Here is a 15,343-nt window from a genome sequence, read left to right on the forward strand (position 1 = left end):
TAACCCATCATGTCACAGCCCGTTACTTATACAGGAGTGGTCGCCATGGCTCCCGACCGCGGCATTGGTTACCGGGGAGCGCTCCCCTGGCATCTGCCGGACGACCTCAAAACGTTCAAGCGCATTACGACGGGGCACCCCGTGCTGATGGGCCGGAAAACGTATGAGAGCATAGGCAGGCCCCTTCCCGGCAGGCAGAATATCGTGCTGACCCGCGATCCGGCGTGGACGGCGGAAGGCGTTCAGGTGATTCATTCCGCAGGGGAGTTGGAACGTCTGGAATTGATGGACCCGGAAATCATGGTTATTGGGGGGGCGGAGATTTTTTCCCTGATGATGCCGGCCATGTCCCGCATGTGGGTTTCCAAAGTAAAGGGGGAATATCCGGCGGACACTTTTCTTCCTCCGTTTGAGGACCGGCTGGCGCATGCCGTCCTGAAGGAACGGTTTGAAAATTTTGACCTGTATTTGTACGAGCAGGTCAAATAGCCGCTCTTGTCCGTAACTCTGCGGTCAGGCGCTGAAGGCATAAAAAAGACGGAGCGGCAGGGCCGCCCCGTCTGGCATGGAGCAGTTTTTCTTTACATCTATTCCGCTTTTCCGGCAAACAGACCTTTCACCCATTCGCGGTAACGCTGGAACATGGCGTACAGGGCCGGAATGAACAGGATGCCCACCAAAGTAGCGAGGATCATGCCGTAGAAGGTAGAGATGCCAATGGCTTTGCGGCTTGCCGCGCCCGCTCCGGAGGCGATGACCATGGGGAATACCCCGATGATGAAGGATATGGCCGTCATCATCACGGCGCGGAAGCGCTGCCGGGCCCCTTCCAGGGCGGCTTCCTGGATAGGAACGCCGCGCTCCCGCTCCATCTTGGAGAATTCCACCATCAGAATGGCGTTTTTCCCGGCCAGGCCTACCAGCATCACCAGACCGAGCTGAGCGTAAATGCTCAGAGGCGTGTTGCAGATAATCAGGCCGAGCAAAGCGCCCAGCAGGGCCACGGAGACGGAAACAATGACGGAAATGGGGACCGTCCAGCTTTCATATTGCGCCACCAGGAACAGGTAGCCGAAGAGCAGGGCCATCCCCATCAGCAGGACGATTTTTCCGTCGTTCTGCCGTTCCTGATAGCTCATGTCCGTCCAGGTGATGGAGTAGTTTTCCGGCAGCGGAATAGCCTCAATCTGGTTCATCAGCTCGCCGCTGCTGACGCCGGGTTTTGCCTGGGCGGTCACTTCCGCGGACATGAGCTGGTTGAAGCGGGATATCTGCCGCGGCCCTACCATGTAGGACAGGGTGGCTACGGAGCTGAGCGGAACCATCTGGCCCTGATCGTTCTGAATGTAGGTGTTCATGATGTCATTGATGGTGGTGCGGTTTTCTGCCGCAGACTGCATCTTCACCTTGAACGTGTAGCCGATCAGGTTGAAATCATTGATGTACATGGAGGCCAGCTTGCTTTGAAGCGTCGTGAAGATGCGGCTGACGGGCACGTGCATGCTCTGCGCCTTTTCACGGTCGATGTTCAGGAAAAGCTGGGGGGTGTTCGCCTCATACGCGCTGCGGGCATACATGGTTCCCGGCAGTTTGTTGATTTTGTCCAGAAGGTCGTTCGTCACGCGTTCCAGGTCCTTGGGCGTTTCCTCCCCGCTGGCCTGGAGCATGAAGGAGACGCCGCCCGTCAGGCCCAGCCCCATGATGGCGGGCGGGCTGAACACGGTGGCCTTGGCCGCCGGAATTTCATCACACAGGGTGGAAGCTTTCTGCATGATGGAATCCAGGGAGAGCTCCGGCGTCTTGCGCTTGTCCCAGGGATCAAGCTGGGCGATGCACATGCCCAGGTTTTCCCCGTTGCCGCCCATGAAGCTGAATCCGGAGGTGGAGGAGACCTGGCGCACGCCTGGGATGCTCATCAGCTTCTGTTCCGCACTGCGCATGGCCTGTTCCGTCCGGCCCAGCGTGGCGCCCGGGGCCAGCTGGATATCGCAGAAAACGGTGCCCTTGTCTTCCGGGGGAAGGAAGGACTTGGGAACGGTCTCAAACAGTTTCCAGTTGCCGGCCAGGACGGCGGCCAGCAGAATCAGCGTCAGCCACGCGCGGCGCACCATGATGCCGGCGCATTTGATATAGCTTTTGCGCGCCCATTCCAGAGAGACGTTGAAGGGGCGGAAGAGGCTGAACCTGCTCTGTTTCCTTTGCTTCCTTTTCAGCAGCAGCACGCACAGGGCGGGGCTGAGCGTCAGGGAATTGACGGCGGAAAGGCAGAGGGCCACGCACATGGTTACGGAGAATTGCATATAAATGTTCCCCACCATTCCTCCGAAGAAGGCGATGGGCACGTAAATGGCTACCGTTACCAGCGTGGTGGCGATGATGGCGCCTGTAATCTGGTGCATGCTCTTCCTGGTGGCTTCTTCCGGAGAGAGATTCTCCGTCTCCAGAATGCGCATCGTATTCTCTACTACGATGATGCCGTCGTCCACCAGGGAGCCGATTACCAGAATAAGGCCGAACATGGTCAGCACATTGATGGAAAAGCCCAGGGGCAGCAGGATGGCGAAGGTGCCTATCAGGGAGACGGGAATGGCGAGCGCCGGAATGAGCGTGGCGCGCCAGTTCTGCAGGAACAGGTACGTGATGCCCACCACCAGAATCAGGGCGATGACAAGAGTTTCCACGATTTCCGCCATGGTGGCGGAAATGTATTGCGTGGGGTCGTAGCTCACGACGTAGCTCACGCCTTCCGGAAAACGTTTTGCCAGTTCCTCCAGCGTGTTTTTCACGCCGTTCATGGCTTCCAGGGCGTTGGCGTCGTCCAGGCGGTACACGGCCATGTTCACGGAGTCTTCCCCGTTGTTGCGGCTGCTGCCCGTGTAGGTTTCCGCGCCCAGCTCAATGCGGGCAATGTCATCCAGCCGGGTAACGTGGCCGTCCTGGCCCGTGCGGACGATGATCTTGCTGAATTCCTCCACGGTTTGCAGCCGTCCGGTGACGTTCACCTTGTATTGGATGAAGTTGTTTTCCCCTTCCGAGCCGATGGAGCCGGCCGCGGCCTGGACGTTCTGCGCCTTGATGGCGTTGGAAACGTCCTCCGGCGTGATATTCAGGGCGGACATACGCAGGGCGTCCAGCCAGATGCGCATGCTGTAATTTTTTTCCGGCATCAGGTTGACGGCGGAGATGCCCGGTACGCGGGCGACCTCATCCTTCACCCTGGTCTTGACGAAGTTGTTCAGCTCCAGGGAACTCATGCTGGTGGACCGGAAGGCGAAGAATCCCAGGATGTCGGAGGAGCGTTTCTTGATCTTGATGCCCTGGTCCGTCACCTCCCTGGGAAGTTTGTATTCCACCCGTTTCAAGGCGTTCTGAACGTTCACCATGTTGATGTCCGAATCCGTGCCGCTCTTGAACGTCAGGGACAGGGAATAGCCGCCGGTGTTATCCGACTTGGAGGAGAAATAGAGCAGGTTTTCCAGCCCGTTGAGTTCTTCCTCAATGGGGGAGGCCAGCGTCTCCATCACCACCTGGGCGCTGGCGCCCGTATAGGTGGCCTGCACATTGATGCTGGTGGGGGCGATTTCCGGATACTCCGCAATGGGGAGCTGGTTCAGGCAGATGCCGCCCGCCAGCATCATCAGGATGGCGATGACGATGGCGAATTTGGGGCGTTTGATAAACAGGTCCGCAATCATGGGTAGCTCAGTTTTGGACGGAATAGACCGGATTCACTTTGGCGCCGGGACGCACCTTGTGCATGCCGTCGATGATGACGACTTCCCCTTCCTTGACGCCGGAACTGAAACACTGTTCGTTATTGACCGTGTTGCCCAGCGTAACGTCCCGGCGTTCCACGACGCCCTGGTCATTGACGATGTAAACGTAGCTCTTGTACGCATCATGCATCACGGAGGAGATGTTGGCCGCCGGGAAGCGGTCCACGTTTTTCTTGGAAAGATTAACCGTGACTACGCCGCCGGGCGTCAGCTCATCTTCCGGATTGGGGAATTTGGCCCAGACATTCAGGGTGTCCGTGGTCGTCTGGACGGTATTGTCCGTCATGAAAATTCTGCCCGGCTGGTCGTATGCCTTGCCGTTGGCGAGGTTGACGGACACCAGGGCGTCTTTCTTCATCTGTTCCTGGGTGCCGAACAGGGAAAGGAAGTCGCGTTCGCTGATGGGGAACTTCACATATACCTCATCAATGCCCGTAATGGTCACCAGGGAACCGGAGGTGGGGGTGATGTAATTGCCCGTGGAAAAAGTGACGCGGCCCGTGCGGCCCGTGATGGGGGCTGTGAGCCTGGTGTAATTAAGATTATCCTTCGCTACCGTAATGGCGGCGTTTGCGGACTGGATTTCCGCTTCCAGGGCATGCATGGTGCTCTTGGCGTTTTCCACCGTGTCCATGGAGACGGATTTGGAGGCCAACAGCCTGTTGTAGCGTTCAAAACTATTCTTGGCGTAAAGAAGTTTGGCTTCAAGCTGGGCCTTTTTGGCTACCGCTTCCTCCACAGCCGCCCTGTAACGCGTGTCCTCAATCTCAAACAGGAGATCCCCCTTCTTCACGACCTTTCCTTCCTGGAAGCGGGTGGCTACGATGTTGCCGGAGACGCGGGGCTGCACAGCCACCCGGTCAATGGCTTCCACCTGGCCGATGTACTTTTTGTTCACCGCGCTGTCAATAGCGGCGGCTTTCTGGACGAGTACGGTGCTGGGCTTGGCCGCAGCCCTTCCCGGCGCTCCCTGGGAATAACCCGGAACAAACAGAGAAAAAAGCAGGCCGGAGCCGGCCAGCAGGCGGAGGGGCGCCTTCCGATGATGCGTGTGTTTTTTCATGTGGTATTATTTATTGTAAACGTGGTTGTAGAGGGTATCCACAATGCGGCAGAAATTTTCCTTGTCCTCTTGCGACAGAATGCTGAACAGGGTGTCCAGTTTTTCCTTCATGCCGTTGAAAAGCATCTGGAACCTGGATTCGCCTTCCTCGGAAAGGCGGATGCACAGGGAACGCCTGTCGCGGGGATTCTCCTTGCGGTCGAACAGACCTTTCTTCACCATGCTGTCCACCAGCAGGGAGGTGGAGGGAATGCTCATGCGGAGATAATGGGCGAGCGTTTTCAGGGGAATGCCTTCCTGGCGGTTGGTCATCAGGCGGTTCAGGGCGCCCAGGGCGTTCATCTGCCGGACGGAAAGCCCCATGATTTTCTGGTAATGGTTCTGGTCCACCTCATTCAGGTTATCTCTTTTGAATTGATAAAGAATCGTCTCAAATTGGTGAACGGAGGCAGTGATATCCGCGGCAGTCTGAAGCATGGGGGTGTTATGTCAAAACCGGTTAATTGTTGTCAAACTAAAACAAATAAGGTTGAGAATTTGTTGTTGTATTGAAATAAATCAGGAAATTGAAAAGTTACGGTTTCTTCACCGTACAAACCGCCGGCGGTTGCAGAAGTTGCAAAAAAAGTCTTTTTTTCTTGTCACCGGGGTATGAAGGCGTGTATAAGCCTCCACGTCCCCGCCGCCAAGCAGGGACGACATCCAAGGTTATGGAGCGGTAGCTCAGTTCGGTTAGAGCGCCAGCCTGTCACGCTGGAGGTCGCGGGTTCGAGCCCCGTCCGCTTCGCCACCTTGTTCAGAAGAAACAGCCGCCTCCGGGCGGCTTTTTTGTGCCCGGATTGTTGCTGTTCCCGTATTCCGCTTGCCGTTTCAGGAAAATCGTCCGGGATGGCCCCCGGATTCTGAGGCATGGAGCGGAATTTGACTTCATCTCAACAGCGCGAAGCGTACCGCGTCCCTTCCGGTTTGCGGGGAAATGCCCGTTTTTCTCCCCCCGTTGGAGAATTGCTTTCCTGCGGGGCGGGGGAGCGTGCTTGATTTAGGCGCAATTTTCCCTCATGATATCGGCATGATTCTGGAACTGCACTCCCCGCTGGACATGCATCTTCACCTGAGGGACGGCGATATGCTGAAGCTGGTCGCCCCGTTAAGTTCCGCCTCCTTTGCCGGAGCGGTCATCATGCCCAACCTGGTGCCTCCGGTGGCTGATGCGGATGCGGTGCAGGCTTACCGGCAGCGGGTGCTGGACGCTTGCGGAGGCGATGTGTTCCAGCCGTACATGACGGCATTTTTCCGTTCCTATTCCGAGAAGGAATTGTCCCGGCTCAAGGAACTGGTGTTCGGCATCAAGCTGTACCCGGCAGGGGCTACGACGAACAGCGAAGGCGGCGTGAAAGCCATGAAGGATGCGGAAGCCACCCTGTCCATCATGCAGGAAATGGATATTCCCCTGCTGGTGCATGGAGAAAGCCACGGCTTCGTGATGGACCGGGAGGCCGAATTCCTGAATGTTTACCGTGATTTGGCCACGCGCTTCCCCCGGCTGACTATCTGCATGGAACACATTACCACGGCCGCCGCCGTGCGGTTGCTGGATGAATTTGAAAACCTGGCCGCCACGGTAACCCTCCAGCACCTTCTGATTACTTTGGACGATGTGGCCGGAGGCATGCTGAGGCCGCATCTGTTCTGCAAGCCGATCGCCAAAAGGCCGGAAGACCGGGAAGCCCTGCTGCAGGCTGCCCTTTCCGGGCATCCCCGCCTCATGTTCGGCAGCGACTCCGCCCCTCATCCCATCCATGCCAAGGAAGCGTGCGGATGCGCCGCCGGCGTATTCACGGCCCCCATCGCCCTTCCGCGTCTGGCGGCCCTGTTTGACGAACACGGAGCCCTGGACCGGCTGCAGGGCTTTGTTTCCGGCCATGCCTGCGCTCTGTACGGTCTGAACCCGCCTGCCAGGACGGTCCGTTTGCAGCGGCGTGAAATGCCGGTGCCGGACGTTTACGAAGGGCATGGACAGAAAGTGGTGCCGATGGATGCCGGACGCACCATTCCCTGGAGACTGATGTGAGGGGCTTTTCCAGGGGAAGATGACAGAAAGCGATTTAAGGGAATCGTCTTTATACTGGATATTCCGGGCGATCTCACTACAATCCCTGTCCATGGATCGGATTCGCGTTTATACGGGTGGAGTGGCTTCCTGTAATGGTTACCTCTTCAAAACGAGGGATAACACTTACGTGGCTGTGGATGCTCCGTCCGGTTTCGCGGACTGGATCTATTCCAAAAAGCCCGATATCATCATCACGGACCTTCTCATTACCCACCAGCATTTTGACCATGTGGAGGACGCCTGCCGCATGCGCCAGATTTTCGACTGCCGCATTCATGCCGGGCAGCCCTACAATGAAAGCCTGACGCTGGAAAAAATGGCCCGCGACGCCTGGGGGCTTCCCCTCAACGTCCAGCCGTTTGTGGTGGATGAAGTACTCACTCCGGACATTCACACGGCGAACTGGGGCGGCCTGTTGTGGCATCTCCACCAGGTGCCCGGCCATTCTCCGGACAGCATTGTTTACGATTTGCCGGATGAAGGAATCATGTTCACTGGTGACGTCATTTTTGCCGGCTCCATCGGGCGGACGGACCTTCCGGGAGGAAACCTGCGCCTGCTGAAACAGGGCATTGAAAAGAAAGTGCTCAACCAGCCCGCCACGACTATGATTTTCCCGGGACACGGGCCTTATACCACCGTAAAGAACGAACTGCTGACCAATCCGTTCATCTCCTGACCGCGGTTCCTGCGCCTCTGTGCGGAATCGTGTTCTACTCTTTAGCAAGCATACAAGATCAATGTTATTTTCAGAATTAGGTTTATCGGAACCCGTCTTGAAGGCGGTGGAGAAATGCGGTTATGAACATCCCACCCCCATTCAGGAGCAGGCCATTCCCATCATTCTGGAAGGCAGGGACCTCATTGGGGCCTCCCAGACGGGAACGGGGAAAACCGCCGCTTTTGCCCTCCCTCTGCTGACGAAGCTTCAACCCATCGGCAAACCTCAGATACTGGTGCTGGAACCCACCCGTGAACTGGCCGACCAGGTAGCGGAAGCCTTTGCCGAATACGGTGAATTCACCGGATTGAAAGTAGCGTTGCTGTACGGCGGAGTGGGATACGGAAAGCAGACGGAAGACCTGAAAAAAGGAGCGGACATCGTCGTGGCCACCCCCGGCCGTCTGGTAGACCACTTCTACCGCTGCACCATGCGCTTCGGTGAAGTCAAGGCCCTGGTTCTGGATGAAGTGGACCGAATGCTGGACATGGGGTTCCTGCCCATTGTCCGTAAAATCGTCAACCTCTGCCCGTGGGAAGGAAGGCAAACCCTCTTCTTCTCCGCTACCATGCCTCCGGTCATCGCGGGATTTGCCAAATGGTGCCTGACGGACCCCGCGGAAGTCACCATCGCCCGGCGTGAAGTGGCCGCCACCATCAGCCACGCCTTTTATCCGGTGGCTCTGGATCAGCGGGATGAGCTGCTGCTGGCCCTGCTCAAGGGAACGGATTTCCGTTCCGTCATGATCTTTACCCGCACCCGCAAGGAGGCGGACGCGGTATGCGGCATGCTCAAGCATCATGGTTACCGCGGGGAAGTGGCCGTCATGCACTCCGACATTCCCCAGAAAGAGCGCATGGAGGCGCTTAAGGGATTCAAGAGCGGAAAATACGATATTCTGGTGGCTACGGATGTGGCGGCTCGCGGCATTGACATCAGCGGCGTGACCCACGTCATCAACTACCGCGTTCCGGAAAATGCGGAAGACTATGTGCACCGCATCGGCCGTACCGGCCGCGCGGAAGCTTCAGGGGATGCGTTCACGATCATGACGGCGGATGAACTGGACTTTGCCGCGGCTGTGGAAAATTTCATCGGGAAACCCATTGAGCGCAAAAAACTGGACGGGTTCAATTACACGTACACCGCCCTGTTGGAAGACAAGCCCGTCAAATCCGTCCGCAAGCCCAAACCCGCGGGCCCCAAGCGCCGCAGGCGCTAAGGAGGGGGAAACATGATGTTTCTCTCTGATGGAATGAAGATCATCCCATGCGCATTCTTGCCATAGACCCGGCCATCCGCAACACGGGTTATGCCGTGGTGGAGGGCGACTACCGACGGGCGCGCGCGCTGGACTATGGAACGCTCTCCATTCCCCGGAGCGTGTCCCAGTCCGGCTGTCTGCTAGCCATCAAGCAGCATTTGGGCAACCTTATTGACAAATGGAACCCGGATGAAATGGCGGTGGAGCGCATCATCTATGTCCAGTCTCATCAGACGGCCATCACGATGGGAGCGGCCAAGGCGGCCGTGGTCATTGCCGCGGCGGAAGCCGGGCTGCGTATCATGGAGTACTCCCCCAAAAGCGTGAAACTCTCCGTCGTGGGGCGCGGGGCTGCTCAAAAAACGCAAGTCGCCTTTATGGTGCGGGCTCTTTTGGAACTCCGGGAAACGCCGGAATCCGATGCCGCCGACGCTCTGGCGATCGGCCTTACCCACCTCTATTCTGCGGATCCTCTGAAGGCCCACATGATGGAGAGGAAATATATTTAGCAGTGAGGAAAGATGATTAAAAAATCCGTACTTGCCGCGGATTGGAATCAGACCGTGCTTAGCTACGCTTTAATCACTGATTCAGGCCTTCAGGGTTTGAACGTCCTCCCTTTCCCGTCCTGCCACGCCTTGAGCAGAGAGGCATACATTTTATTGAGCTGTTCCAGGGTAGCTACACGGAATTCCACGGTATTCGTATTCGGGTAAATCTTTGCGACGGTTGTATCCGGGTCAATGCTTCCTCCCGTCGCCCGGTTGACGGCGCCGGCCCCTAGTTCCTTCGCCCGGTCAGTCACATTCTTGATGGCGTTGATGCCGGAATGTTGCCCCAGCGTTTCCAGATAATAAAACTTGGTGGGCGTATTCCCCAGAGTAATCAGCGTCACTTCATACACCATGCAGGCATTGTCCAGAATATACTTATGCTGCGCCACCGCTACAATCCGGCTGAGATGCACCACATACTGCCCCTCCGGAAAATTGCCTATCCAGAACTGGCTCTGGTTGTAGTCGTCCGTGGAAGGGGTGGCGGCTCCTTTCCTGGCCTGGGCGGAAAGAGGTGCGGCTGCACAAACAAGTAGCGCTAAAACAGGAAGGAAAAAACGTTTCATGATTTCCATTTAATATTAGCCCTTACCCTATGGGAAGAAAAATCGTTGGATGTTGCGGGGAGAGAATATGTTTAGCCCTTGAGAAATAGCCATTCCTCGTTTCAATTGCTTTCCTGCGCCGGAAGACATGGCCGTTTGAACAATATTTGCTGATACGGTTAATGATGTTGAGAAAAATAATGCCGGTACTCTTCAAGAGGTAATGAGCTCAGGGAACTATGATATGGAAGTTCCCATGGAATTTATCCATGCATCCGAGCAGTTCCCTGAATTTATCCGTATTGCCTTCAATTTTGATCATGCCTTTGTCCAGCGCCGTCTTTAAGGGCATTGCGCGCGTGGCAACCAGGGCAAAGTGGAGTTTGTCTCCGGTAATGACTGCGTCGGGGTGTTTGACCGGTTTTCCTTCGCGGTACATCAGTACTTCGTTTTCAATCCAGAAACCGTATGGTTTTCCATTTTGGGCAATCCAGTTGAAAGCCAGCTTTTTCCCTTTGGTCTTTTCGCTATTCAGGCTGACGCCCAGGTAGTCGAACAGCAGTTCAGGAGTCAGGGCAGATAACGTGTCCGTCAAGACGAGTTCGCGGGAATTTTTAAGCAGACCGCTTCCCGGTTCCCCGGCATTGACGAGAAGTTCATTGTTTCGGAATAAGGACTCCGTTTGATAACCGAATTGTTTCAACATATTTCCTGCAAGATTCCTTATGTTGCCGCTTTTTAGATTGGCAAACATAACGTGCCTTAATGCCCCGGCGTCTTGACGATAGTCCTTTTGCCCGGTGATTTCCGGAGAGCTAATCTTGATTCTGCCGTCTTCCGGCATCGGATTGATTTTTTCCGCAATCTCTGCGGGAGAATACCCTTTGCTGACCAGATTCAATATCCGGTCATGCATGTATTTGCAGCTGCGGCATTCCCTGGCCAGGAACCGTTTAATATTTTCTTTTCCCATTCTGGGCCGATGATGTTGCGCGAATAAAATTTCTATTTTGTCTTCATAACGCTGAATGGCTTGATCAAGAGCTTTCCAGCGGTTTTTTGCTTCCCTTATGTTGGATACTCCCAGAGTGCAGATATCATGCATGGCCCTTGCCGTGTCTTCTCCATAAAAAAGCGCCTTGAATTGGGGAAAATACATTAGTGCGGCAGGAGAGGCTCCCATTCCGGGAACCGTCATGAATTCCACTTCTATGCCGTCTATCCTTACTGTTCCACCTGTCTTGGCGGTAGTCCCGGCAGGCGGGAACGCTGTGATGATTTTACCGGAATCAGCGGCGCCCCTGCCGGAATGCAGGGCGCTTTTTACCGTTTTATCAAAAGGAGCGGCCTCCATGCGGGCAGAATCTTTTTTCATGGTATTGCCCGCATGAGCCTTTTCCGGGATGGCTTTTTGCGGAGAGTTTCCCTGTATCGGTATCTGCGTTCCTTTGGAATTGATGTGCTGCCCGGATGTCACTCTTCTGGCATGGGCAAAATGGTCGATATGGGGGTGTGTATGGACGATGGCTTTGACAAGCCGTTTTCCCGCTTTCCGGTAGTAAAGGTCAAGACTTTCGGTCATGATTTCTTCCGGGACGAAAGGGGTAATGATCATGATGCCTTCCTGTCCCTCCATAATAGTTATGTTCGGAAAACCGTTCCCGTGAATCTGGTAAATTCCTTTCGTGACTTCAAACAGCGCTCTTCTGGCATTGGAACGGGAAATGCTCCGCGCATCCGGTTTGTCTTTGGGGCCTTGTTCCGCATCTTGCATGCTGTGAAGGTCATTTTTGTTTGCTCCGTACACTCCGCCTCCCCATACGGACATTGCCAGAAGCGCGGTGGCCAAACAGTTTATTTTTATGATCATATCGGAGCTTTATTAATGGAATGCGCGAAAAATAAAAGGGAGGCCTGCTTCCCGGAGTTTACTATGTGAAAACAATAGACTTGCCAATAAAGAACAATGTTCGAAAAAAGGGAGGATGTTAATATCTGATTACTAAAATTTTTAGCTGATTGGACGGCTTTCCCGCTGCAAACGGAACATTTTCCGTCTTTATTTTTCTGATGGAAGGTGGATGATGTCCGGGCCGCCTGGAAGGAGGGGGAAAAAATCTGTAAAAGGATTTTTTGCCCGTTTTCAACAGGCTTATGGAAGAACATGGCTGGAAATGCGGAAAAGGTTATGTTAATGAACAAGGCATGGAAAGATTGTATCGTCCGAATGTTGCGGGGATGATGGTCCGGCAGGACGGGAAATTATTGATTTGCGAGCGTTCCGGGCAGAAAGGGGCCTGGCAGTTTCCCCAGGGCGGAATTGACCCGGGGGAAACGGCTTTGGATGCCGTGCGGCGCGAGATTAGAGAGGAAGTGGGTTTTTTACCGACCCAGTATGATATTGTGGAATCCCGGAAAGGGTATCGTTACGATTATCCGCCGGAGGTGCTGGAGTATGTCCGTGAAAAGCGGCGGCAGCCTTTTGTGGGGCAGGAGCAGGAATATTTCCTGTGCCGGCTGCATGCGGACGCTCCGGCCCCCGACCTGGACAATCGGGAGTTTTGCGCCTATCAATGGATAACCCCGGCCGAATTTAAGCTGGAGTGGCTGCCGGAGTTTAAAAAGGAAGTTTACGCCAGGGTGCTTGAAGATTTCTTTAATGTCCGGGCGCTGGATAAGTGAAGTGGCTCAGCAGGTCGTGTGCGGCGGAAACGGGGTCCATCTTGTCCCCCGCCACCATGTTTTCCAGAATGGGCATGCGGGACGCTACGGCGGGGTGCTGTTCAAAGGCGGTGAGCAGGGCTTCGTGCACCAGGGCCTGCACCCATGAGAGGGACTGGCTCCGGCGGCGGTTGTACCAGAATCCGGATTCCTTCATGCTGTCCCGGAAGCGGAAGAGCGTTTCTTCAATGGTGTCCAGACCGCGTCCCTCCAGGGAGGAACAGGTGAGGACGGAGGGCGTCCAGCCGGGAGTGGGGCTTTGCAGGTAGTGAAGCACCATTTTCAGTTCCTGGCAGTGGGCTGCGGCGCGTTGGCGGTTGTCGCCGTCATCCTTGGTAACTACCAGGATATCCGCGAGTTCCATAATGCCCCGCTTGATTCCCTGGAGATCGTCTCCGGCTCCGGTGATGAGCAGGAGCATGAATATGTCCACCATGGAGCGCACCGTAGTTTCCGACTGGCCGACCCCCACGGTTTCAATGAGAATAATGTCAAAGCCCGCGGCTTCGCATGCAATCATGGTTTCACGCGTTTTCCGGGCTACGCCGCCCAAAGAGCCTCCGGAAGGGGAAGGGCGGATGAAGGCGTTTTCCTCTCCGGAAAGTTCCTCCATGCGTGTTTTGTCTCCCATAATGGAACCGCGGGAGACTGAAGAAGACGGGTCAATAGCCAGCACGGCCACCTTGAAACCTTTTTTGCAAAGGTAGGTGCCGAAGGCTTCAATGAAGGAGGATTTTCCGGCGCCCGGAACGCCCGTGATGCCGATGCGGACGGCGTTGCCCGAATGGGGCAGGAGCCTGGAGATGAGGGCGCGGGAAGATTCCTGATCCCGGACGGCATTGCTTTCTATCAGTGTAATGGCCCTTCCCAGCAGGGCGCGGTTTCCGGCCAGTACTCCCTGGGCCAGTTCTTCTACGGAGGGGCGGTGCGGACGTGCAAATTTCATGTTGCTCATGGAAAAAGAATGCGGATTATTTGAAAGGCGGTTCGTTTTCTTTGGTGCGCTCCATATCATAATTGAAGCGTTTGAGGATGAATTGACGGTGGTCGGCCAGCTTGCGCCGGAAGTTCTCCCAGGAACGCGCGTTCATCGGGGACCAGCCGGCTTCCGCAATGGCGCAGGCGCGCGGATAGGCGCGGTAGAGAATGTGATCCAGGGCAGGGAGATGTTCTCCCCACACGGTGCCCTGAACGCCGATGATATGGTTCGCTTCTTTTTCCGGTTTGCCGTAGGCGGGATCCAGCTTATAGCTTTGTTCCAGCGTGGTGGTGGGCATCCATCCCCGGTTGTTTTGCCCTGGAATTTGCGGATAGTCCAGGTAGCAGTGTTCTCCGGCAGCAATGATCAGGGAGAGTCCCTGTTTTTTTGTTTCTGTGATGGTGGACGGAGTCTGGCCCATGCGCCAGGTGAAGACGGCGTCTCCTTTGCTGTAAATGTTGGCTTTGGCCCACGGCTTTTCATACCATAGCTGGATGCGCTTGCCGTGAACAGCCAGCATGGAGGACATTTTTTTGATGAATTCCTTCAATTCCTCATGGACGTCCTTCATGCCTTTTTGCTCCCGGTACCGGATGCTGAGGGGACATTGGGCCCAGGTTTTTTCCAGGGGGGCTTCATCCCCGCCCAGATGGACGATGCCGGACGGGAAGATGTCTTTGAGTTCCTTGAAAACAGCGGCATAAAATTCCCATACTTCCGGCTTGTGCGGGCAGATGAGGTGGAGAGTGACGCCTTCATCGGTCTTTACTTTCGTATCCGGGTTCGGGAAGCAGAAGAATTCGGGATAGGCTGCCGCCAGGGCCTGATTGTGGCCCGGCACGTCTATTTCAGGGATGACCTCAATGCCGCGCGCCGCGCAGTACGCCACCAGCTCCTTCAGTTCCTGTTTGGTGTACATCCCCTCATGAGGAGTTCCGTTGCGCATGCTTTCTTTCCGTTTGGAAGAGATGCTTTTGAGTTTGGGGTAGCCGGGCACCGGAAGACGCCACCCCTGGTCGTCCGTCAAGTGGATCTGGAGCTTGTTGAATTTGTAGTAGGCCATAAGGTCCACGAATTTTTCCAGGTCCTTGACGGGGATGAAATGCCGCGCGGGGTCCACCATGAGGCCGCGCCAGGGGTAGCGCGGCTCGTCCGTAATGACGCCGCAGGGGATGCCCTCCGGCTGCTCCGCCAACTGGTCCCGGAGCTGGCGGAGGGTTGCCAGCCCGTAAATTCTGCCCTCCCTTCCTCCGGAAGCGATGTGCGCCCCCTGAGGAGTGACTGAGAGCCGGTAGGCGTCCGTTCCCAGGGACGGGGTTTCCCGGTCGGAAAGAAGTTTCAGGGTTCTGGTACTGTTTTGCTGCAGCTTCGTTTTTCCCGGCTCCGGGATAACGCTGTATTTTTCCGCTGCGGCGGCACATGCCGTGTGTGCGGAAAAAATGGCGCAGGCCAGGATGGAGGGCAGTTTGAACATCACGGTAAGTTGTTTCGGAAAAGACTCTATCATGGTGAAGGAGGCGTGATAAGGAAAAACGGCGGGAATTACTTTTTGTTTTTCCACGGGAAGGCGGGTTCATTCTCCCTGGTGCGCTCCATATCATAATTGA

13 protein-coding genes and 1 tRNA gene are annotated in these 15,343 nt (G+C 55.7%); 7 read left to right on the forward strand and 7 right to left on the reverse strand.

Annotated features, from left to right (window positions below; all coding sequences use genetic code 11):
* Window positions 1-9 precede the first annotated feature (9 nt).
* Entirely contained in the window at window positions 10-489 is a 480-nt protein-coding gene (locus B3075_RS01885; protein ID WP_290488774.1) for a dihydrofolate reductase, read from the forward strand.
* Window positions 490-587: 98 nt separating this feature from the next.
* Here B3075_RS01885 and B3075_RS01890 read toward each other — a convergent pair whose 3' ends face one another.
* Genes B3075_RS01890 through B3075_RS01900 form a run of 3 tightly spaced genes read right to left on the reverse strand, consistent with a single transcriptional unit; the run spans window position 588 to window position 5,316 of the window.
* A complete protein-coding gene (locus B3075_RS01890; protein WP_094137151.1) occupies window positions 588-3,695 on the reverse strand; it encodes an efflux RND transporter permease subunit in 3,108 nt (1,035 codons plus the stop codon).
* Between the two features lie 7 nt (window positions 3,696-3,702).
* On the reverse strand, window positions 3,703-4,839 hold the full coding sequence (locus B3075_RS01895) for an efflux RND transporter periplasmic adaptor subunit (RefSeq protein ID WP_290488771.1): 1,137 nt from the start codon (window positions 4,837-4,839) through the stop codon (window positions 3,703-3,705).
* 6 nt (window positions 4,840-4,845) lie between these two features.
* Window positions 4,846-5,316 (reverse strand): MarR family winged helix-turn-helix transcriptional regulator, encoded by a 471-nt coding sequence (locus B3075_RS01900; RefSeq protein ID WP_094137149.1) that lies wholly within the window; start codon window positions 5,314-5,316, stop codon window positions 4,846-4,848.
* Window positions 5,317-5,551: 235 nt separating this feature from the next.
* Here B3075_RS01900 and B3075_RS01905 point away from each other — a divergent pair.
* From B3075_RS01905 to ruvC, 5 genes are all read left to right on the forward strand, one after another.
* Window positions 5,552-5,629: transfer RNA gene (locus B3075_RS01905), tRNA-Asp, on the forward strand.
* A 279-nt stretch (window positions 5,630-5,908) separates the two neighbouring features.
* A complete protein-coding gene (gene pyrC / locus B3075_RS01910) occupies window positions 5,909-6,910 on the forward strand; it encodes a dihydroorotase (protein ID WP_290488969.1) in 1,002 nt (333 codons plus the stop codon).
* Between the two features lie 91 nt (window positions 6,911-7,001).
* Entirely contained in the window at window positions 7,002-7,631 is a 630-nt protein-coding gene (locus tag B3075_RS01915) for an MBL fold metallo-hydrolase (protein ID WP_179218534.1), read from the forward strand.
* Window positions 7,632-7,692: 61 nt separating this feature from the next.
* On the forward strand, window positions 7,693-8,895 hold the full coding sequence (locus B3075_RS01920; protein ID WP_290492003.1) for a DEAD/DEAH box helicase: 1,203 nt from the start codon (window positions 7,693-7,695) through the stop codon (window positions 8,893-8,895).
* A 47-nt stretch (window positions 8,896-8,942) separates the two neighbouring features.
* Entirely contained in the window at window positions 8,943-9,446 is a 504-nt protein-coding gene (gene ruvC / locus B3075_RS01925; protein ID WP_022197316.1) for a crossover junction endodeoxyribonuclease RuvC, read from the forward strand.
* Between the two features lie 89 nt (window positions 9,447-9,535).
* Here ruvC and B3075_RS01930 read toward each other — a convergent pair whose 3' ends face one another.
* Both B3075_RS01930 and B3075_RS01935 read right to left on the reverse strand, forming a co-directional pair.
* Window positions 9,536-10,057, reverse strand: coding sequence for a hypothetical protein (locus B3075_RS01930; protein WP_143245703.1), 522 nt, complete (start codon window positions 10,055-10,057; stop codon window positions 9,536-9,538).
* A 208-nt stretch (window positions 10,058-10,265) separates the two neighbouring features.
* Window positions 10,266-11,906, reverse strand: coding sequence for an alkyl sulfatase C-terminal domain-containing protein (locus B3075_RS01935; protein ID WP_290488971.1), 1,641 nt, complete (start codon window positions 11,904-11,906; stop codon window positions 10,266-10,268).
* 335 nt (window positions 11,907-12,241) lie between these two features.
* Here B3075_RS01935 and B3075_RS01940 point away from each other — a divergent pair, with 335 nt between their 5' ends.
* Window positions 12,242-12,718, forward strand: a complete 477-nt coding sequence (locus tag B3075_RS01940; protein ID WP_179218532.1) for an NUDIX domain-containing protein — start codon at window positions 12,242-12,244, stop codon at window positions 12,716-12,718.
* Here the strand turns inward: B3075_RS01940 and meaB are convergent.
* Window positions 12,693-13,703 carry a methylmalonyl Co-A mutase-associated GTPase MeaB gene (meaB, locus tag B3075_RS01945; RefSeq protein ID WP_233465488.1) on the reverse strand — a complete coding sequence of 337 codons (1,011 nt, stop codon included), beginning with the start codon at window positions 13,701-13,703 and terminating at the stop codon, window positions 12,693-12,695. The two genes, B3075_RS01940 and meaB, sit on opposite strands and share 26 nt — an antisense overlap.
* Window positions 13,704-13,728: 25 nt before the next feature.
* Window positions 13,729-15,243 (reverse strand): beta-N-acetylhexosaminidase, encoded by a 1,515-nt coding sequence (locus tag B3075_RS01950; protein ID WP_290492004.1) that lies wholly within the window; start codon window positions 15,241-15,243, stop codon window positions 13,729-13,731.
* Window positions 15,244-15,343: the final 100 nt, after the last annotated feature.

Origin of the sequence: Akkermansia sp. UBA7090, from assembly GCF_002493465.1 — a bacterium.
GTDB lineage: Bacteria > Verrucomicrobiota > Verrucomicrobiia > Verrucomicrobiales > Akkermansiaceae > Akkermansia > Akkermansia muciniphila_A.